Origin of the sequence: Flavobacterium sp. C4GT6 (assembly GCF_036347315.1) — a bacterium.
In the GTDB taxonomy this organism is placed as follows: domain Bacteria; phylum Bacteroidota; class Bacteroidia; order Flavobacteriales; family Flavobacteriaceae; genus Flavobacterium.
Genome location: NZ_JAZGZU010000014.1, coordinates 82,570 through 102,015, shown reverse-complemented (window position 1 = coordinate 102,015; position 19,446 = coordinate 82,570). Strand labels below are relative to the sequence as shown.

The window sequence follows — 19,446 nt, the reverse complement described above, 5'->3', positions numbered from 1 at the left end:
TATTTACATTAGAGGTTGTCATCCTGACAAAGGAAGAATCTCACATCATATTTAGAGATTCTCCTTTCGTTTCCCTTCATTCAGAATGACAAACTGTGCTCAATGCAACTGATGACTGAACACTTTTTTAAAGCATACCAAGCTCCAGCTTAGCCTCTTCACTCATAAGGTCACGTGTCCATGGCGGATCGAAAGTAATCTCAACCTCAGCAGCTTTTACACCTTCAATCTTTTTAATCTTGTCTTCTACTTCCTGCGGAAGGCTTTCTGCCACAGGACAGTTTGGCGATGTTAGGGTCATAAGGATTTTTACTTCATAATCAGTATTTACCATTACATCATAGATAAGTCCCAGTTCGTAAATATCAACCGGAATTTCAGGGTCATAAATAGTTTTTAAAACCTTTACAATTTCTTCCCCCAGCTGTGCAGTATCAATTTGCTGTTCCATAGTATTTTAGTTTTTAGCCTGGAATGCCAGGGCATAAATTTTAATCTGTTTAATCATAGAAACCAGTCCGTTTGCCCTGGTAGGCGATAAATGCTCCTTAAGTCCTATCTCATCAATAAAAGACATATCGGCCTCCAGTATATCAGCAGCTTTCTGGTTAGAGAATACCCTAATAAGTATGGCTATAATACCTTTAGTAAGTATAGCATCACTATCGGCAGTAAAAACAATATTATCGTCCTTTTGCTCACCGTGAAGCCAAACCTTGCTCTGGCATCCTTTAATGATATTCTCTTCGGTTTTATATTGCTCATCAATCAGCGGAAGCGAGTTACCTAAATCAATTACATACTGGTAACGCTCTTCCCAATCATCAAACATTGAAAATTCGTCTACTATCTCTTCCTGAATCTCTCTGATATCCATTTTGTTTTATTTCTTTTTAAAATCAGATGCTGCCATAATTTTATCTACAACATCTTTTATTTCCTGTGGCGGATTACCGTGGTCAAAGCTTTTGCTTTGGTAGGTTTTATCTCCGCGTATTACTTTTAGGTTTGCTATTGGTGCTGCATCTACCTGATGGTTTACACTTGGTACCTTAATTTTGTTAAGCCCTTCAAGGTTTACACCCTCAAGCGATTTTAAAAGGCTGTTCCACTCACCGTTTTTAAGTCCGGCTGTAACCACATCTTTCAGGTCTCTGTCTTTAATGGTAATAACCGTATCCTGCTTTACAATTACCTTTTTGTAACTGCCTCTGGTTATGGCTTCATACTCAAACGAAATCTTATCGCTTTCCTTTTTAAGTGCCGATGAACACCCTATGGCAAAAATTGCCAATAGTACAATTGCTGCAAACTTTTTCATACAATAATTTTATCGTAAAAGTAGGTATTTTAAAATTTAACCCAACATTGTTTGCGCTTTCTTAACAGCGGTAACAAGAGCATCTATTTCTTCTTTGGTGTTGTAAAAAGCAAACGAAGCTCTTACGGTTCCCGGTATTTTAAAGAAATCCATAACCGGTTGTGTACAGTGGTGACCTGTTCTCACGGCTATGCCCATTTTATCTACAATAGCACCAATATCATACGGGTGAATGTTACCCACGTTAAACGATATTACCGATGTTTTTTCGTTAGCCGTGCCAATAATTTTAAGACCTTCTATTTCCAGTAGCTTTTCGGTACCGTAAACCAGTAGTTCATGTTCATAAGCTGCTATGTTATCAAGCCCTATTGCGTTAAGGTAATCTATAGCCGTACCAAGTACAATACCTCCTTCAATATTTGGCGTACCTGCTTCAAATTTATGAGGCAAATCGGCATAGGTAGTTTTTTCAAAGCTTACCTCTTTTATCATTTCACCACCACCCTGGTAAGGAGGCAGTTTATTAAGCCATTCTTCTTTACCATACAGTATACCGCTACCTGTTGGACCACATGCTTTATGACCTGATAAAGCATAAAAATCACAATCAAGCTCCTGTACGTCAATTTTTAAGTGCGGTGCTGCCTGAGCGCCGTCAATAAGTACGGCTGCGCCTACAGCATGTGCCTTATCAATAATATGTTTTACCGGGTTAATGGTTCCCAGTGAATTGCTAATGTGGTTAACGGCAACCAGTTTGGTTTTATCGGAAAGGCGTTTTTCAAACTCCTCAATGATAAGTTCACCGTTTTCATTCATAGGAATAACAACAAGCTTACCACCTACTCTTTCACAAAGCATTTGCCACGGCACAATATTACTATGATGTTCCATTGCCGAAACCATTACCTCATCGCCAGCTTTTACGAATGCCGCAAACCCGTTTGCCACAAGGTTAATACCATGTGTAGTGCCTGCTGTAAACAGTACTTCGTAGCTGTGTTTGGCATTAATGTGTCTTTGAATTTTTTGCCTTGAAATCTCGTAGGCATCGGTTGCCATCTGGCTAAGGGTATGCACACCCCTGTGTATATTGGAGTTTATTTCTCCATAGTATTTTGAAATTGCATCTATAACCACCTTTGGTTTTTGTGATGTTGCCGCATTATCAAAATATACCAGTGGTTTACCGTTTACGGTTTGGCTAAGTATCGGGAAATCAGCCCTTACAGCTTTTATATCAAACATTTTTTTCTCCTCTATTTTTTGCCAACTAATGGCTTTACAACAAATTGGGTACAAATTTACGTCTTGTTTCTGTAATAACAGAATAAATGGCACAGTTTTAAAATATCACTTAATAGATTTTAGCTATCAAACTGCGCCTTAAGTAAACTTACCGTGAAGCTATTTTATTTTAACATTCTTATTTTTTTTCATTCTAAATAAAAACAATACATTTGCGTTAATTTAGATTCATTAAAAACAATATCATTATCAAAATGAAAAAAATAAGCCTTCTAACCTTGCTTACAATCGCCTTATTCACAATTACTTCATGTAAAAAGGACACCAATAACAATAAAGAAACGTCAACAGAAATAACAACAGAACAGGAAAGCGTGACTCCTGCTGAAAGACAACGTATTGTATCGCTAAACGGAGCGGTAACCGAAATAATAGCTGCCCTGGGTCATGAAAGTGAACTGGTTGGTGTAGATGTTACCAGTGCCTATCCGGAGTCGGTTAAAACTACTGCTAAGGATTTAGGACATGTTAGAAGCCTTTCGGTTGAAACCATAATGGAACTGCAACCTACCCTGATACTGGGTACAAGTACAGACATTAGCCCTGAACTGGCAGAAAAGCTAGAAGCTGCCGGTATAGAAACACAAATTTATACTCAGGAAATAAGCCCGGAAGGGACTAAAAAACTAATTGAAGAAGTAGCAAACACACTTCACAACGATAACTATAAATCCCTACAGGACAAAATAGATGCTGACCTTGCCAAAGTACAGCACTTAGAAAACAGGCCAAAAGTATTATTTATATATGCCCGTGGTGCCAACATGTTAATGGTAAGCGGAACTAATACACCTGTAGATAAAGTAATTACACTTGCAGGTGCTACTAATGCCGTTACCGGATTTGAAGAGTACAAACCCCTAACACCTGAAGCCCTTTTACAGGGGAATCCGGATGTTATATTAATGTTTAATTCGGGCGTTGGTAGCCTTGGTGGTCCACAGGGGGTATTTAAAATACCGGGTGTAGACAAAACCAATGCCGGTAAAAACAAAAAGATAATCATCATGGACGGTGCTCTTTTAAGTGGTTTCGGACCACGTCTTGGAGAAGCTGCAGTACAATTAAACAGTCAGCTGGCCGAAAATGCAAAATAAGCTCTCGTTATATATTACCTCCGGAATACTACTGCTGGTTACACTGGCAGTAGTTTCCCTTTATATGGGAGTATATGCCTTTGAAAAACAAACGGTGGCACAGTTGTTTTCTGGCATACTGTCGGGAGACAGTTCAATATCACAAAGCGACCGCTTTGTACTTTTAAACCTTCGTTTGCCACGCATTACCATGGCAGTACTTATAGGCAGTGCTTTGGCAGTATCGGGCACCTGCCTGCAGGGTATGTTTAAAAACCCTCTTGCCACGCCCGATCTTATTGGGATAACATCGGGCGCATCATTATTCGCTGCACTTACCATAGTTTTAGGAAGTTCATTTAAACAATATATCCCCGAAGTTTTCCATTTCTCCCTGCTTAGTATAATGGCCTTTATCGGGGCGTTGCTAACCATGATACTGGTTTACCGAATTTCTACATCAAACGGTAAGACTAACGTGGTTGTCATGTTGCTTTGCGGAGTGGCTTTTACAGCCCTTGGTTTTGCCATAACCGGTTTCCTTATCTATATCTCTAAAGAGGAGCAGCTAAGGGATCTTACCTTTTGGAACCTGGGCAGCCTTGCAGGAGCAACCTGGACCAAAAACCTCATTTTAGCCGTAATCGTACTGGTTTCCTATGTTTTTCTTATCAATAAAGGTAAAGCGCTTAATGCTATGATGCTTGGTGAGCGCGATGCACAGCATTTGGGAATTCCGGTAGAAAAAATAAAAAAGCAAATAGTGTTGTTAACAGCGCTGATGGTAGGTACCTCAGTAGCCTTTGCCGGAACAATAGGCTTTGTAGGCCTTATAGTTCCGTATATTCTAAGGCTGCTGTTTAAATCCAACTATAATTTAATATTGCCTCTGTCTGCCGTGATGGGCGGAATACTCCTCCTTACGGCAGATACCATCAGCCGAACTATAGCACAACCTTCAGAAGTGCCTATTGGTATACTTACTGCCTTTATGGGTGCCCCTATCTTTATAGTGATACTAATAAGAAACCGAAAATCGATGTAATATGCTGGAAGCCTATAAAATATCTTATGCACATAAAAAGCATGCTATACTACACAACATAGATATATCGGTTAACTATGGTGAACTGTTAGTTATAGTAGGACCTAACGGAGCCGGAAAATCGACATTACTAAGTTTATTAGCAAACGAAACCGGAAAAAATGAAAAGCCTATTTTCTTTAAGAAAAGAACTTTTGAAGAATGGGAACAAATGGAACTGGCCCACAACAAAGCTAAGTTCTCACAAAACAATAGCCATGACATTCCGCTATCGTGTAAAGATGTTGTGATGATGGGACGTTATCCCTATTTTAACGCCAACCCAAATCAAAAAGATCATGAGGCTGCAATCAAAGCCATGGAAGAGACCGATGTGATGCATTTGGAAAGCCGTGATTACAATTCGCTTTCGGGCGGAGAAAAACAGCGTGTGCACCTAGCCAGAGTACTTACCCAACTTGATAACGAGGTATTAAACAAACTTGTTTTTTTAGATGAGCCGCTTAATAACCTTGATGTACTGCACCAGCACAGGATACTGCACACCATTAAAAACTTTACTAAAAAAGGCAATACCGCAGTAATGGTATTGCATGATCTTAATCTTGCCGCACAGTTTGCCGACAGGATAATGCTTTTGAAAAAAGGACAGGTAGTGGCACATAACACTCCGGAGAATGTATTTACACCCGAAATAATAAGTAAAGTGTACAATTTTCCGTGTACGGTTTGCCCTAACCCTATTAATAATAACCCGTTAATAATTTTTGGAACATAATAATAAATACCCGAATTATGGATACTATAACCAATAACCTTAAATCGCAGTGGGACGCCCTTAAGGCCGAAAACCCACATTTGAGAATACGCAATGCTGCCGAGAAACTTGGTGTAAGCGAGGCTGAGCTTTTAGCCACGCAAACCGGAGAAACGGTAACCCGACTTAAGCCTGAATTTGCTGCTATACTTACAGAAATTGAAAAACTTGGTAAGGTAATGGCGCTAACCCGCAATGACGAGTGTGTGCATGAAAGAAAAGGCGTTTACCTTAACCCAGACTTCAGTAGCCCGTTTGCAGGTCTTTTTGTAGGTGAGGATATCGATTTGCGAATCTTCCTTGCGCATTGGGACAAGGCTTTTGCCGTAAGCGAAAAATCAGAGAACGGAGATCGTAAAAGTCTTCAGTTTTTTGGAAAAGACGGTTTAGCTATTCATAAAATATACCTGACAAAAGACAGCAACGAAGCTGCTTTTGACGAACTGGTTACAAAATATACATCAGACAATCAAGATACAGATGAACCTACGGTTGAAGTTGCGTTAAACATTGACGAGAAACCGGATACTGAAATAGACGTAAAAGGCTTTCAGGACGCTTGGGAGAACCTAAAAGACACCCACGCGTTCTTTGGTATGCTTAAAAAGTTTGGCGTTACCAGAACGCAGGCATTGCGTTTAGCTCCCAATGAGAACTTTGCTAAAAAGATTGAAAAAGAAACTGTAGTAAAAATGCTGGAAGGCGCTGCAGAAACAAAAACTCCTATTATGTGCTTTGTAGGTAACAGAGGGAACATCCAGATACATACCGGACTGGTAAGAAAAACCATGTGGCACAACAACTGGTTTAATGTAATGGATCCTGATTTTAACCTGCATCTTGATATGGATAAAATTGCCCAAACCTGGATTGTTAGAAAACCAACCGAAGACGGTATGGTAACTGCCATTGAGGTATACAACGAACTGGGAGAAATTATCGTTCAGTTCTTTGGGAAAAGAAAACCGGGCATACCTGAACTTGAAGAGTGGCGAGAACTTGTCGCTTCGTTATAATTCGTGTTATCTTTAAATTGTGAACCCCGCTTATGCGGGGTTTTTTATTGAGCAATATTTACCTTATAAACAAAAAAATCCCGACCGGTAACTATGAAATCCGGTCGGGATGCAGTAAAAACAAAAACTAACTTAACTACTGCTTTTTTCAGCTATGAATATTGAAATGATTCTATTGTAATTGCTTACAGAAGCTGGTATTGAAACAAAGGAAACCCTCTGTGACCTTCTGTATTAAGCATTGAAATAAATTTGATTTTAAATAAGTTTCCTTCACTGTCTTTAAGTACAAAGAAAACATCATCATAAAGCTGTACCGGTGTTACATTTCTCCATTCGGCACCTATAGCCCTTTGATCATCGCTAAATTCTGAAGGTACAACATCAAGAGCTGTAAAGGCATCAAAAGCATCCTGTCCTCCTTCAACTTTATAAGCAGCAACACCTGCAAGCGTATTAATAACTATAAAATCAGAATAGAAATAGGCTCCTGCAGAAACTTCACCCTGAAACACTTCGTTTGTAAACGTAGTGAAATTCATATCCCAACTGTCCTTTTGCGGCTGAATTTGAGCAACTTCTCCGCTTCCTAAGTTAAAATAAACATGATTAAACAACGAATTTTTGCTTATGGTTACTTCTTCAAAATCTACTGAAGCTAAATCGGCAAATTGTATTTTATAATCAGTTCCGTCAACCCAAATCTTAACTTTTTTCCACCCTCTCGGGTCTCCTGCAACATTTGAAGAACCGGCAGCAGGTTCTGTAGTAGGTACTTCACTTCCTCGATTTACTAAAAATACTTTAGCTTCTGCCTCGCTGGTTGCAAGTTCTCCAAAAGCAGTACCAAAAGTCTCGCCCTGGGGGTCATCAACATAAGCCATGTTAGCAGAGTCAAAAGTACCTACTGCTACACTATTGTCTTCTTCAACTGTTTCGGTAATATCAGTTGTCTCAAGTTGTTTGGCAGCCATTCGTACTGCCCCATTAATAATTACCCTAAACTCGCTGCCTGAATAAAAACCTAAGTCCCAGCTATCTCTTATAACAGGTGAAGCACTGGTGCCACTAAGGTCAACATATACCTGATTAGGCTCTGTAGCCCCTCCTACTCCAAGCGGATTTGTTTCACCTCCAAATGTTATAAGTTCATTATTTACCGGGTCGGTTATAACCGGATCATTATTGTTATCGTCACTGCTACAACTCGCTAAAAACAGAGCTACAACCGGAAAGAGAAATAACTTTTTCATATGTATGATTGTATAAATAATTATAGATTAATATTATAAGTTAGCTTTAGGAAAAAGGATCTTCCATAACCTAAAAGGTTATTGGTTGAGCCAGTAGTATGGGCATCTGAAGCACCTATATTTGATCTTACATTTACAATATTGAGTAAATTTCTGGCCCCTAATGTTACATCAAATGCCTTATCAAAAAAGGTCTTCTTTACAGATGCATCAAGTAGTCCAAAACTTTCAAGTTCCTGTAATACATAAATAACATCACCGTTTGAAGCATCTGTACTTTCTATATACTGTTGTTGTTTTCCGTTAAGTTTATAGAAAGCAGAGAATGTTGTTTTCCATTTTGGAACAGTATAGGCCAGGTTAGCGTTAAATTGGTAATTGGTTAGGAATTTATCATCTGAAACAGCTAATCCGTTATCTATTTTTCTTGATATTCCTGCAATGGTAAAGCCTACTTTTGCCAATAAATTTTTATATCCTACCTGATGACCGGTAGATACATTCCACATTTGATACTTACTTATGTTAATGTATTTTGACTCTAACATAGGTGTTGTTTGAACCACCGCCAGTTCTATCCTGTCATCAACCGCCATATAGGCAAAATTGATGTTGTTTGACAGTTTAAGCCCTGAATCGAAAAAACTCATTTTTTTAATGCTGGCTTCAGCCGAGTTACTTGTTTCAGGTATAAGCTGCTCGTTACCCTGTACATTATGGTTTGCATCTACAAAATAGGTGTACAGTTCGTCGTAGTTAGGAGTTCTGTATGACCTTCCGTATGATGCCCTTGCCTCAATATTATGATTAAACAGATACCTCATGCCAAATGAGCCTGCCCATTGATCTTCAAACTTAGACTGGAAAGAGTAACGGTAGCCCGGCCTGATTGAGAACCTGTCTGACAGACTAATCTCTGCCACACTAAAAAAATCATAGTTTTCAAGTCTTCTTTCTGTATTCTGTGAATTTTCTGTAGGATTAAATAAACCTGTAACCGAAGAGCTGTAACCGTTTGTATTTACAAACTCATACCCAAACTGTAGGTCATACTTCCTGTCTTTAAAGAAGTTTGACAAAGTACCGGTAGAATATATTACATCGGTTTCCTGATATGGTTTTGTTTCGTTGTTTGCTTCCTCACCCGTTTGTATGTAATATTTAAACTGTTCGAGCTCTCTCTGCTGCGTTTGGTATGACAATGACACATTATAATCCAAAGCGAAAAAAAGCTTTCCTACGCCGTTTAAATGATGATAAAACTTATCTGTATAATATCTCCTGTCTGTACTTATTCTCATTACACTATTTGTTTGTTCTGAAAACTCGTTTGACACAATGGAATTATAATAATCTATATCCTCATTTAGATATTCAAACCTGTAAAACAAACGCATGCCGTTTTTTTGATAACGAACAAGGGCATTGGTAAAAAACTGTTCCTTTGGAAGCCAGCTATACCCTCTCTGATACTCAATATCATTGGTGTTTTCGGTAAAGTCCTTTCCTCCCCTGTTATCTTTAAAGCCCTGAAAATCGTTTCTGTTAGCTCCTACAGAAAAAAACCAGTTATCATTAATCTCATGTGCTGCACGCAAAGCCTGTATATGTCTTCCTTCTTTACCTAAAGGCTCATATTCATCGCCTATGGTTTCTTCCTGTACCGTTGCGGTAATATCCCATTTGTTTTTGGTAGATTTTTTTGTAATTATATTAATAACTCCACTAACAGCATTAGCTCCATGAGTTACTCCCATTGAGCCTTCAATTATTTCCAGCTGCTCCACATCATCAAGGTTAATTTGAGTAAGATCTACATTATTACCAAGTCCTGTATCACTAACCATAGGCACATTGTCTACCAATATTTTGAAATACTGACCGTCTAGTCCAAACATGCTAACAGAAGATCTCCCATCGCTACTGTTAGGCCTTACCACAATATTGAGATACTGGTTTAAAACATCTCCCAGGTTATTGGCTGCCTGTCTTTGTATATCCTCTTTAGAGATAACCCTGACATTAAATACTGATTTCTTTATGGATTGAGGTTCAATTTGGCCTGTTACAATAACTTCATCGAGCTGTGTATTCTTTATAGAATCAATTACGCGCTCTTGAGCAAATAGACTTATGCTTAACGTAAAGGTTATTGGTATAAATAATTTTGTAATGCGCTGCATTATTTAAGTTAAATTAGATTAATTCTAAATTGCAAATCTACTCAGGCGCTGCCACATATCCAAATTATTTTTATTAATTCTAAATAAAAGAAAAAGCAGCGCTGTTAGCGCTGCTTTTTCTTTTATTTAGAATTAATGGTAATTACAGGTCAAAGCCCATGTTTACCCCCAATTTTGTTGCTATAATTTTATTGATTCTGTTTTTAAGCTCAGTAATCCTGATACTATCAATAACCTCGTTAGAGAATGCGTACATCAATAAAGCTTTGGCTTCCTTTTGAGGAATACCTCTTGACTGCATATAGAACATAGCATCTTCGTCAAGCTGACCAATAGTACAACCGTGAGAGCATTTTACGTCGTCAGCAAAAATCTCAAGCTGTGGTTTAGCATTTATGGTAGCCTTATCGCTTAACAGTACGTTGTTGTTTTGCTGGAAAGCATCGGTTTTCTGAGCAATTTTCTCAACATATATCTTACCGTTAAATACTCCTGTAGAGCTTCCGTCAAAAATACCTTTATAGTTTTGGTGACTCTCACAGTTTGGTTGAGCATGATTAACAAGCGTATAATGGTCTACGTGCTGCTTACCGCTAATAATTGTGATCCCCTTAAGTGTACTGTCTATATTCTCACCTTCATGGTAAAAGTTAAGGTTGTTACGTGTTATGTTACCACCAAATGAGAAGGTATGAACACTCACGTTACTGTCACGCTTTTGTGAAATGTAAGTATTATCTATAAGGTTTGCCGTTAAAACGTCATTCTGGATTTTGTAATAATCCACATTGGCATTTTCATGAGCGAAAATTTCGGTAACAGAGTTAGTAAGTACTGGGTTACTGTTAAGGCTCTGGTGTCTTTCAATAATCTGTACTTGTGCGTTTTTACCAACAATCACGAGATTTCTAGGCTGTACCATAAGAGCCGCCTCGTTACCTGTAGAGAAACTGATAATCTCTATAGGTTTATCGGCTATCTTATTTTTAGGGATATTAATAAAAGCACCTTCATGAGCAAATGCAGTGTTTAATGAAGTCAGGCTTTCATCCTTATTGGCTCTCTTATTAAAATAAGTATCTATTACTTCCTTATACTTAGGCTTTGTTAATGCCGATGACATCAGGCAAACATCAAGACCTTCGTGTGTAGTGGAAGAAAGGAAAGAACTGAATATACCGTCTATAAAAACAACTTTATAGGTGTCTATTTCATGCAGAAAATATTTTTTTACCTCAGCATAACTTAATGCGTTTTCCTGCTTTGGGAATACGCTAAAGTCATTTTTAAGTACTGCATTAAGCGAAGTATATTTCCACGCTTCTTCCTTTTTGGTTGGAAACCCTTTATTTTCAAAATTCTTTATAGCCTCTGTGCGTATATTATGTAAATCAGCATTTACATCCACACGCTCTTCAAAAGCCATGAAAGAAGATAATAATTTCTCTTTTAAATCCATTACTTTATGTTTCAGATTTCAGGTTTCAGGTTTCACATTTAAGCCCTCATCCTGGATATTTTTAGGCAATATGTTATTACTGAAACTTATTGCCTTTATAATCTTTTTTGTTCAAATAATTGATAAACCCCTTTAGTTTACCACTAAGACTTTCATAATCTGCTTTTAATATTTCAAGTTTTTCAGCCGTAATATATCCGGAATCAAACAGCCTATATAACTGTGATCTGGTTTCTCCTGCAGAACCTTTTGATATTGATAGGAATTGCCTAAACTCCATATTACCATCACGTTCAAAGCCTTCAGCAATATTATCCATAACAGATCCTGAAGAACTTTTTATTTGGCTTTTTAGTCTGAAATCATTTTTTAATTCGGTTTCTACAGAAATAATGTGTATTTCTTTTGCAAGCCTTCTGGCTTCCTGCCAAATTTCTAAATCTTCAAACCTCTTAATCGTAGCCATTTACAACCTGAAACTTGAAACCTGAAATTATTAATTCTCTGATTTTATCCAGTCGTAACCTTTTTCCTCAAGCTCGTAAGCAAGCTCTTTACCTCCTGATTTTACAATCTTACCATTGTAAAGTACGTGAACATAATCAGGAACAATATAGTCAAGCAGCCTTTGGTAGTGTGTAATAACAATTACAGCGTTGTCTTTATTGCGTAGTTTGTTCACACCGTTTGCTACGATACGAAGTGCATCGATATCAAGGCCTGAGTCGGTTTCGTCAAGAATAGCCAACTTTGGTTCAAGCATAGCCATCTGGAATATCTCATTACGTTTTTTCTCACCACCCGAGAAACCTTCGTTTAACGAACGTGATAAAAACTTCCTGTCTATTTCTAATAATTCTGATTTCTCACGGATTAATTTCAGCATTTCGTTAGCCGGCATTTCCTCTAATCCTTTAGCTTTACGGCTCTCGTTGATTGCCGTTTTCATAAAGTTAGTTACAGATACACCCGGAATTTCTACCGGATACTGGAAAGAAAGGAAAACACCTTTATGAGCTCTTTCTTCCGGTGCCAGTTCGCCTATATCTTCTCCTTCAAGAACAATTTCCCCATCGGTTACCTCATAGTCCTCTTTACCTGCGATAACAGAAGAAAGCGTACTTTTACCAGAACCGTTAGGGCCCATTATAGCATGAACCTCTCCTGCTTTTACTTCAAGGTTTATACCTTTTAAAATCTCTTTATCTTCAACACTTGCGTGTAAATTCTTTATTGATAACATAAAAATATATAATGGTGTATTTTTTAATAATTGATTAACCTACAGAGCCTTCAAGGCTTATTTCAAGTAATTTTTGAGCTTCTACGGCAAACTCCATAGGCAGCTTATTTAAAACTTCCTTACTAAACCCGTTCACAATAAGTGCAATGGCTTTCTCTGTAGGGATTCCCCTCTGGTTACAGTAAAACACCTGGTCTTCACCAATTTTACTTGTTGTTGCCTCGTGCTCTATTTTTGCGGTAGTATTTTTAGATTCGATATATGGGAATGTATGCGCACCACAACTGTTACCCATAAGTAATGAATCACACTGGGAGAAGTTCCTTGCGTTTTCCGCTCTCGAAGCTATTTGTACCAAACCACGGTAACTATTTTGTGATTTACCTGCCGAAATACCTTTAGAGATAATAGTACTCTTAGTATTTTTTCCTAAGTGAATCATTTTAGTACCTGTATCGGCTTGCTGATAGTTATTTGTAACAGCAATAGAGTAAAACTCCCCTACCGAGTTATCACCTTTAAGTACACAGCTTGGGTATTTCCATGTAACGGCAGATCCTGTTTCAACCTGTGTCCATGAAATTTTAGCATTCTTCTCACAAAGTCCGCGTTTGGTTACAAAGTTATAAACCCCACCTTTACCTGTTTTATCACCAGGGAACCAGTTTTGAACAGTAGAATATTTAATCTCGGCATCATCAAGAGCAATCAGTTCTACAACAGCAGCGTGCAGCTGATTTTCATCGCGCGATGGTGCTGTACATCCTTCAAGGTAACTTACATAACTTCCTTCGTCTGCCACAACAAGTGTACGCTCAAACTGACCTGTACCGGCCTGATTGATCCTGAAGTAAGTAGAAAGTTCCATAGGGCATCTTACGCCTTTTGGTATGTAACAAAAAGAACCGTCTGAGAATACGGCAGAATTAAGTGCTGCATAGAAATTGTCTTTTTGCGGTACTACGGTACCAAGATATTTCTTAACCAACTCAGGGTGTTCCTTAATCGCCTCAGATATAGAACAGAAAATAATACCTTTTTCAGCAAGTGTTTGCTTAAAGGTAGTAGCAACAGATACCGAGTCCATCACGATATCGACCGCAACACCTGCCAGCTTTTTTTGCTCATCTAATGAGATTCCCAGTTTTTTGAACGTGTCTAAAAGTTCAGGATCTACCTCATCAAGGCTGTTATATTTCGGCTTTTTCATTGGTGCCGAATAGTATGATATATCCTGGAATTTAGGTTTCTCATAGTGTACGTTAGCCCATTCAGGCTCAACCATCTGTTCCCAAGCCCTGAAAGCTTCAAGGCGCCATTCGGTCATCCATTCAGGCTCTTCCTTTTTTAAGGAAATAGCACGAACAATGTCCTCGTTTAGCCCGTTAGGGAACGTATCTGATTCTATATCCGTATAAAAACCGTACTCATACTCCTTGTTCTCGAGTTCGATTTTTAATTCTTCTTCTGTGTACTTACTCATCGTTTGTTTCGTTTCAGGTGGAAAATTACCGGTACATAGTATACCGAAACATTACTGAAATACCTATATATTCTAAATTCGTTTACGTTGTCATTTTTCAGGCTTCAATGTGTAACCTGAAACCTGAAACATAATAATTAAAGCGAAAAACTTTCCCCGCAACCGCAGGTTCTGCTTGCATTTGGATTATTAAATACAAATCCTTTACCGTTTAATCCTCCCGAATATTCCAGGATTGTACCTGCTAAATACAGGAAACTTTTTTTATCTACGGCAATTTTTATATTGTTATCCTCAAACACTTTGTCATTCTCTCCAAGCTCTTTGTCAAACTTTAAATCGTATGAAAGCCCAGAGCATCCGCCACTTTTAACGCCTACCCTCACATAATCAGTAGCAGCATCAAATCCCTCATCTTCCATAAGGCTTGCGACTTTCTTTCTTGCTGTGTCAGAAACTTTTATCATAATTCAACAATTTACATTTAATCTAAATTTAGTGCAAAGATACCACCATTTTTACAGATTGCAATAGCAGATAACCTTTTTCTCCTTATTGCATTATAAGCAATACTTATAACGATATTTGGGCTTAAATTAGTAATTTGGCACCTCTAAACTCAATACAATGAAATTATATCCAATAGAAAGTGGCAATTTTAAGCTTGACGGAGGGGCTATGTTTGGCGTTGTTCCTAAAACGATATGGAACAGAACAAACCCGGCAGATGCCAACAATCTTATTGATATTGCTGCAAGATGCCTTTTAATTGAAGACGGCAACAGACTGATTTTGATAGATACAGGGATGGGAAATAAGCAAAACGAAAAGTTTTTTGGCTACTACTCACTTTGGGGTGACCACAGTATAGACAAGTCCCTTGCAAAATATGGCTTTCACCGAGATGATATTACCGATGTGTTTATGACACACCTTCATTTTGACCATTGTGGCGGAAGCGTACAGTGGAATAAAGAGCGTACCGGATATGAGGTTGCTTTTAAAAATGCCAACTTCTGGACAAACGATAATCACTGGGAATGGGCTACAAAACCTAACGCCCGTGAAAAAGCTTCTTTCCTGAAAGAAAATATTATCCCTATGCAGGAAAGCGGACAGCTTAAGTTTATTAACCGCCCTAATGGTGACTATTTAGACCAATGTGAGCTGGGCTTTGGTATCTTTTTTGCAGACGGACATACCGAAAAACAAATGATCCCGCATATAAACTATAACGGCAAAACCATTGTTTTCATGGCCGATTTGCTTCCTACTGCGGGTCATATTCCGTTACCGTATGTTATGGGTTATGATACCCGCCCGTTATTAACACTGGATGAGAAGGCAAAGTTTATGAATACCGCCGCCGATAACGGTTATTATTTATTTTTAGAGCATGACGCTCACAATGAAATAATTACAGTACAGCATACCGAAAAAGGTGTACGCCTTAAAGATGCATACAAGTGTAGTGATATACTAATTTAATGTTAATCGGGATTTTTGTGTAACAAAATCAGGATACATTAGACCTATTTAAAAAATTAAATAAAACGAATTATGAAGTTCAAGTCAATTTACCTGTCAGCTGCCCTGGCTTTATTTCTGGCAAGCTGCGGTTCATCTAAAAAAATTACGGCAACCCCGCTTGCCATCAATACTACTATCACAGCTAAGAAAGCTGACCTTACTGATACAGAAGAAAAACGTTGGAGTCATTTAGACCTGTTTAACGATACCATTCCGGGAATGAGTGTAGACAGAGCTTACAGCACTCTTTTACAAGGAAGAAAAGCTACTAAAATCATTGTTGGTGTAGTAGATTCTGGTGTGGATATTGAGCACCCTGACTTACAAGGGGTTATTTGGACCAATCCGAAAGAGATTGCTGGAAACGGTATTGATGACGATAACAACGGATACATTGACGATATTCACGGATGGAACTTTTTAGGCGACATTAACCATGAAAACATGGAGTTCATCAGGATCCTTAAAAAAGGTGACGATGGTTCTGAAACCTACAAAAGAGCAAAAGCTAAATATGATGAAGAATACAACCAGGCGCTTGCAGGTAAAATGCAGATGGACTTCATCCTGAAAGCCGATAAAAAATTCCAGGAACTTACAGGTAAGGAAAACTACACTGCAGAAGACCTTAAAGCACTTGATTTAAAAGACCCTAGTCTAACTAGTGTTAGAAGCCAGTTTGTAATGATTCTTGCTCAGATTTCAAGAGAAGAACTTGCTAAAGAAGTTAACTCTGGTGTAGAGCACTACACAAATGAAATTGAATACCACCTTAACCTAAAATACAATGCTCGTGAAATTCTGGGTGACAACCCTGATGATTTCAACTCAAGAGGTTATGGTAATAATAATGTAATTGGCCCGGATAAAGACGGTGCTAAACACGGTACACACGTTTCGGGTATCATCGCTCAGGTAAGAAACAACGGTATTGGTGGTGACGGTGTTGCCAGCGATGTTGTAGAAATTATGGCTGTAAGAGCCGTACCGGATGGTGATGAGTATGATAAAGATGTTGCACTTGCTATTCGTTATGCTGTAGACAATGGTGCTAAAGTAATCAACGGTAGTTTTGGTAAATACTTCTCTACACACAGCGAGTGGGTATATGATGCAATTAAATATGCAGGAGAAAAAGACGTTCTTATTGTTTGTGCTGCAGGTAACGAAGGTGCTTACCTTGACAAAAACGGTGGTGTAGAGCGTTACCCTAACGATAACATGGTTACAGGTCCTGAGTTTTCAGATAACTTTATCTGTATTGGTGCTCTTAACAACAAGCTTACAGAAAAAGGTTTAGTAGCCCCTTTCTCTAACTACGGTAAAAATAACGTAGACGTATTTAGCCCGGGTATGAGAATTTATGCAACAACTCCTGATAATCATTATGAATTCCTACAGGGAACTTCTATGGCTTCTCCAAATGCTGCCGGTGTAGCTGCACTTATTCGTGCTTACTACCCTAAACTTTCTGCTTCACAGGTTAAGCACATCCTTATGGATTCTGGTTTAGCTCCAAACATGCAGGTACAGGTAGGTGAAGGTGAAGATCAAAAAGTAATCATGTTCAGTGAGGCTTCAAAATCAGGTAAAATTGTAAATGCTTACAACGCCCTGATAATGGCCGATCAGATTTCAAGAGGAAAATAATTTTCATATAAATCAGATAAATGGAAGGGAAATTCCCTTCCATTTTTTATTTTAAGCCCATGAAAAAATCAGTATTATTCGCACTTTTTGCCGTTTCGGGCCTGTTTGCCCAAAACAACAATCCTAACCCGGGTTACTGGCAACAGCACGTAGATTACAAAATGGACGTTTCCATGGACGTAAAAACTTACCGCTATACCGGAACACAGGAACTTGTTTATACTAACAACTCTCCCGATACGCTTCGCCGCGTATTTTATCATTTATACAACAATGCTTTCCAACCCGGAAGTGAGATGGATGCCAGGCTGCAAACCATTGCCGACCCGGACGGAAGAATGGTAAAAAGTTTTAAGAGAGGTGAAGAAACTATTAAGGAAAGCCGTATTAGTACCCTTACTCCAGATCAGATAGGTTTCCTAAACATATCTAATTTCAAACAGGATGGTTTAGAAGCCAAAACTATTGTTGCGGGTACTGTACTTGAAGTAGATTTAGCGTCTCCTATATTACCTGGAAAATCAACTACATTTAATTTGAGTTTTGAAGGACAGGTGCCAGAACAGGTGCGTCGTTCTGGAAGAAACTCAACCGAAGGTGTAGCCCTTTCCATGACACAATGGTATCCAAAAATTGCCGAATACGATTTTGAAGGATGGCATGCAGATCCATACATTGGTCGTGAATTTCACGGTGTTTGGGGTGATTTTGACGTAAAAATTACTATTGATAAAAACTATACCATAGGCGGAACAGGCTACCTGCAAAACAAAAACGAAATTGGTAAAGGTTATGAAGACGAAGGTGTAAAAGTTAAACACCCAAGAAAAACAAAAACCCTTACCTGGCATTTTGTAGCACCAATGGTACACGATTTTGCATGGGGTGCAGATAAAGATTACATTCATGACAAAATAATAGGCCCAAACGGTGTAGAACTGCACTTCTTCTATAAAGACAATCCGGAATACAATGAAAACTGGAAAAAGCTTCAGCCTAAAACGGCCGAGCTTTTGGCTTTCTATAACGAAAACATAGGCCCTTATCCATACAAACAATACTCTGTTGTTCAGGGTGGTGACGGTGGTATGGAATATGCTATGTGTACACTGATTACAGGTAACCGCAGCTATGGTAGCCTTGTAGGTGTAACAGCTCACGAATTTGCTCACTCATGGTTCCAGCATATTTTAGCCTCTAACGAGTCTAAGCACGAATGGATGGATGAAGGCTTTACTTCTTTCATTAGTGATCTTGCTATGGAAACCGTGTTACCTAATGATAAAAAAGAAAAACAGTCTCACCCATGGACTGATGCCTATAGCAACTACTTCTACATGGTTTCTACAGGTAAAGAACAACCTTTAACCACTCATGCCGACAGGTATTCCCTTAATATGCTTTACGGTATATCGGCTTACAGTAAAGGGACAATTTTCCTTACGCAGCTTATAGATGTTATAGGTCAGGAAAACCTAATGAAAACCATTAAGCGTTATTACCATGACTACAAGTTTACCCACCCTACTCCGCTGGATATCATCCGTACCGCAGAGAAAGTATCGGGGGCTGAACTGGACTGGTATTTAACCGACTGGTGCCAAACTACAAATACTATTGATTACAGTATTAAAGATCTTAGTGACAACACTAATTCTACAACGGTTACACTGGAGCGCATAGGTATGATGCCAATGCCACTGGACCTTATTGTAGTTTATGAAGACGGTACTCAGGAAACGTACTATGTACCGCTTAGCTTAATGCATTACCAAAAAGACAACCCATACGCTAATTTAAAGCGCACAGTGCTTGCAAACTGGGACTGGGCACATACAACCTACCAATTCACCATAAACAAGCCTAAATCGGCTATAAAGGTGATTATGATAGATCCTATGGAGCTCATGGCCGACATAAATAAGGAAAACAACATTTATGTAAAGCAATAATACAAGAAAGCCCTGCAAATGCAGGGCTTTTTCATTGATACCAAAAAAACCTCCGGAAAAATTAAGCCCGAAGGTTTTTTGAAACAGATAAAATAGAATCAAAAAAC

The 19,446-nt window shown here is 38.5% G+C and carries 18 protein-coding genes; 7 read left to right on the top strand and 11 right to left on the bottom strand.

The annotated features are described in order from the left end of the window. Nucleotides 1–127 precede the first annotated feature (127 nt). The 4 genes from V3Z67_RS14785 to V3Z67_RS14770 are packed head-to-tail and all read right to left on the bottom strand — an operon-like array spanning nucleotide 128 to nucleotide 2,572. Nucleotides 128–451, bottom strand: coding sequence for an SUF system Fe-S cluster assembly protein (locus V3Z67_RS14785; protein ID WP_330444044.1), 324 nt, complete (start codon nucleotides 449–451; stop codon nucleotides 128–130). A gap of 6 nt (nucleotides 452–457) precedes the next feature. After that, nucleotides 458–877, bottom strand: coding sequence for a SufE family protein (locus V3Z67_RS14780; protein WP_330444043.1), 420 nt, complete (start codon nucleotides 875–877; stop codon nucleotides 458–460). Between the two features lie 6 nt (nucleotides 878–883). After that, nucleotides 884–1,321: a hypothetical protein gene (locus V3Z67_RS14775; RefSeq protein WP_330444042.1), complete on the bottom strand. Its 438-nt coding sequence runs from the start codon at nucleotides 1,319–1,321 to the stop codon at nucleotides 884–886. A gap of 36 nt (nucleotides 1,322–1,357) precedes the next feature. Beyond that, nucleotides 1,358–2,572, bottom strand: coding sequence for an aminotransferase class V-fold PLP-dependent enzyme (locus V3Z67_RS14770; RefSeq protein WP_330444041.1), 1,215 nt, complete (start codon nucleotides 2,570–2,572; stop codon nucleotides 1,358–1,360). Between the two features lie 254 nt (nucleotides 2,573–2,826). Between V3Z67_RS14770 and V3Z67_RS14765 the strand changes: the two genes are divergently transcribed. From V3Z67_RS14765 to V3Z67_RS14750, 4 genes are read left to right on the top strand one after another with little or no spacing between them, the layout of a single operon-like run. Continuing rightward, the gene (locus V3Z67_RS14765; protein WP_330444040.1) at nucleotides 2,827–3,729 is read left to right on the top strand and encodes a heme/hemin ABC transporter substrate-binding protein; all 903 of its coding nucleotides are present in this window, start codon (nucleotides 2,827–2,829) and stop codon (nucleotides 3,727–3,729) included. Next, nucleotides 3,719–4,753 (top strand): FecCD family ABC transporter permease, encoded by a 1,035-nt coding sequence (locus tag V3Z67_RS14760; RefSeq protein WP_330444039.1) that lies wholly within the window; start codon nucleotides 3,719–3,721, stop codon nucleotides 4,751–4,753. Before V3Z67_RS14765 ends, V3Z67_RS14760 begins: the two co-directional genes overlap by 11 nt. Nucleotide 4,754: 1 nt before the next feature. Beyond that, entirely contained in the window at nucleotides 4,755–5,531 is a 777-nt protein-coding gene (locus V3Z67_RS14755) for a heme ABC transporter ATP-binding protein (protein ID WP_330444038.1), read from the top strand. A gap of 17 nt (nucleotides 5,532–5,548) precedes the next feature. Beyond that, a complete protein-coding gene (locus tag V3Z67_RS14750; RefSeq protein WP_330444037.1) occupies nucleotides 5,549–6,586 on the top strand; it encodes a hemin-degrading factor in 1,038 nt (345 codons plus the stop codon). A gap of 185 nt (nucleotides 6,587–6,771) precedes the next feature. On the opposite strand, the gene V3Z67_RS14745 is transcribed toward V3Z67_RS14750, so the two are convergent. From V3Z67_RS14745 to V3Z67_RS14715, 7 genes are all read right to left on the bottom strand, one after another. Continuing rightward, nucleotides 6,772–7,839 (bottom strand): HmuY family protein, encoded by a 1,068-nt coding sequence (locus V3Z67_RS14745; protein ID WP_330444036.1) that lies wholly within the window; start codon nucleotides 7,837–7,839, stop codon nucleotides 6,772–6,774. Nucleotides 7,840–7,859: 20 nt separating this feature from the next. After that, nucleotides 7,860–10,022, bottom strand: coding sequence for a TonB-dependent receptor plug domain-containing protein (locus V3Z67_RS14740; RefSeq protein WP_330444035.1), 2,163 nt, complete (start codon nucleotides 10,020–10,022; stop codon nucleotides 7,860–7,862). 142 nt (nucleotides 10,023–10,164) lie between these two features. Next, nucleotides 10,165–11,481, bottom strand: a complete 1,317-nt coding sequence (sufD, locus tag V3Z67_RS14735; RefSeq protein ID WP_330444034.1) for a Fe-S cluster assembly protein SufD — start codon at nucleotides 11,479–11,481, stop codon at nucleotides 10,165–10,167. Between the two features lie 76 nt (nucleotides 11,482–11,557). After that, nucleotides 11,558–11,947 carry a four helix bundle protein gene (locus V3Z67_RS14730; RefSeq protein ID WP_330444033.1) on the bottom strand — a complete coding sequence of 130 codons (390 nt, stop codon included), beginning with the start codon at nucleotides 11,945–11,947 and terminating at the stop codon, nucleotides 11,558–11,560. A 30-nt stretch (nucleotides 11,948–11,977) separates the two neighbouring features. Continuing rightward, on the bottom strand, nucleotides 11,978–12,724 hold the full coding sequence (gene sufC / locus V3Z67_RS14725) for a Fe-S cluster assembly ATPase SufC (RefSeq protein WP_330444032.1): 747 nt from the start codon (nucleotides 12,722–12,724) through the stop codon (nucleotides 11,978–11,980). A gap of 34 nt (nucleotides 12,725–12,758) precedes the next feature. After that, nucleotides 12,759–14,207, bottom strand: a complete 1,449-nt coding sequence (sufB, locus tag V3Z67_RS14720; RefSeq protein WP_330444031.1) for a Fe-S cluster assembly protein SufB — start codon at nucleotides 14,205–14,207, stop codon at nucleotides 12,759–12,761. A 137-nt stretch (nucleotides 14,208–14,344) separates the two neighbouring features. After that, a complete protein-coding gene (locus V3Z67_RS14715; RefSeq protein WP_035131760.1) occupies nucleotides 14,345–14,674 on the bottom strand; it encodes a HesB/IscA family protein in 330 nt (109 codons plus the stop codon). Between the two features lie 160 nt (nucleotides 14,675–14,834). Between V3Z67_RS14715 and V3Z67_RS14710 the strand changes: the two genes are divergently transcribed. The 3 genes from V3Z67_RS14710 (at nucleotide 14,835) to V3Z67_RS14700 (ending at nucleotide 19,339) form a co-directional block, all read left to right on the top strand. Next, nucleotides 14,835–15,695 (top strand): MBL fold metallo-hydrolase, encoded by an 861-nt coding sequence (locus V3Z67_RS14710; protein ID WP_330444030.1) that lies wholly within the window; start codon nucleotides 14,835–14,837, stop codon nucleotides 15,693–15,695. A gap of 72 nt (nucleotides 15,696–15,767) precedes the next feature. Continuing rightward, nucleotides 15,768–17,387, top strand: coding sequence for a S8 family peptidase (locus tag V3Z67_RS14705; RefSeq protein WP_330444029.1), 1,620 nt, complete (start codon nucleotides 15,768–15,770; stop codon nucleotides 17,385–17,387). A 59-nt stretch (nucleotides 17,388–17,446) separates the two neighbouring features. After that, the gene (locus V3Z67_RS14700) at nucleotides 17,447–19,339 is read left to right on the top strand and encodes a M1 family metallopeptidase (RefSeq protein ID WP_330444028.1); all 1,893 of its coding nucleotides are present in this window, start codon (nucleotides 17,447–17,449) and stop codon (nucleotides 19,337–19,339) included. Nucleotides 19,340–19,446 lie beyond the last annotated feature (107 nt).

Coding starts and splice junctions, on each gene's coding strand:
- V3Z67_RS14785 (WP_330444044.1), bottom strand. CDS start 451: ATGGAACAGCAAATTGATACTGCACAGCTGGGGGAAGAAATTGTAAAG.
- V3Z67_RS14780 (WP_330444043.1), bottom strand. CDS start 877: ATGGATATCAGAGAGATTCAGGAAGAGATAGTAGACGAATTTTCAATG.
- V3Z67_RS14775 (WP_330444042.1), bottom strand. CDS start 1,321: ATGAAAAAGTTTGCAGCAATTGTACTATTGGCAATTTTTGCCATAGGG.
- V3Z67_RS14770 (WP_330444041.1), bottom strand. CDS start 2,572: ATGTTTGATATAAAAGCTGTAAGGGCTGATTTCCCGATACTTAGCCAA.
- V3Z67_RS14765 (WP_330444040.1), top strand. CDS start 2,827: ATGAAAAAAATAAGCCTTCTAACCTTGCTTACAATCGCCTTATTCACA.
- V3Z67_RS14760 (WP_330444039.1), top strand. CDS start 3,719: ATGCAAAATAAGCTCTCGTTATATATTACCTCCGGAATACTACTGCTG.
- V3Z67_RS14755 (WP_330444038.1), top strand. CDS start 4,755: ATGCTGGAAGCCTATAAAATATCTTATGCACATAAAAAGCATGCTATA.
- V3Z67_RS14750 (WP_330444037.1), top strand. CDS start 5,549: ATGGATACTATAACCAATAACCTTAAATCGCAGTGGGACGCCCTTAAG.
- V3Z67_RS14745 (WP_330444036.1), bottom strand. CDS start 7,839: ATGAAAAAGTTATTTCTCTTTCCGGTTGTAGCTCTGTTTTTAGCGAGT.
- V3Z67_RS14740 (WP_330444035.1), bottom strand. CDS start 10,022: ATGCAGCGCATTACAAAATTATTTATACCAATAACCTTTACGTTAAGC.
- sufD (WP_330444034.1), bottom strand. CDS start 11,481: ATGGATTTAAAAGAGAAATTATTATCTTCTTTCATGGCTTTTGAAGAG.
- V3Z67_RS14730 (WP_330444033.1), bottom strand. CDS start 11,947: ATGGCTACGATTAAGAGGTTTGAAGATTTAGAAATTTGGCAGGAAGCC.
- sufC (WP_330444032.1), bottom strand. CDS start 12,724: ATGTTATCAATAAAGAATTTACACGCAAGTGTTGAAGATAAAGAGATT.
- sufB (WP_330444031.1), bottom strand. CDS start 14,207: ATGAGTAAGTACACAGAAGAAGAATTAAAAATCGAACTCGAGAACAAG.
- V3Z67_RS14715 (WP_035131760.1), bottom strand. CDS start 14,674: ATGATAAAAGTTTCTGACACAGCAAGAAAGAAAGTCGCAAGCCTTATG.
- V3Z67_RS14710 (WP_330444030.1), top strand. CDS start 14,835: ATGAAATTATATCCAATAGAAAGTGGCAATTTTAAGCTTGACGGAGGG.
- V3Z67_RS14705 (WP_330444029.1), top strand. CDS start 15,768: ATGAAGTTCAAGTCAATTTACCTGTCAGCTGCCCTGGCTTTATTTCTG.
- V3Z67_RS14700 (WP_330444028.1), top strand. CDS start 17,447: ATGAAAAAATCAGTATTATTCGCACTTTTTGCCGTTTCGGGCCTGTTT.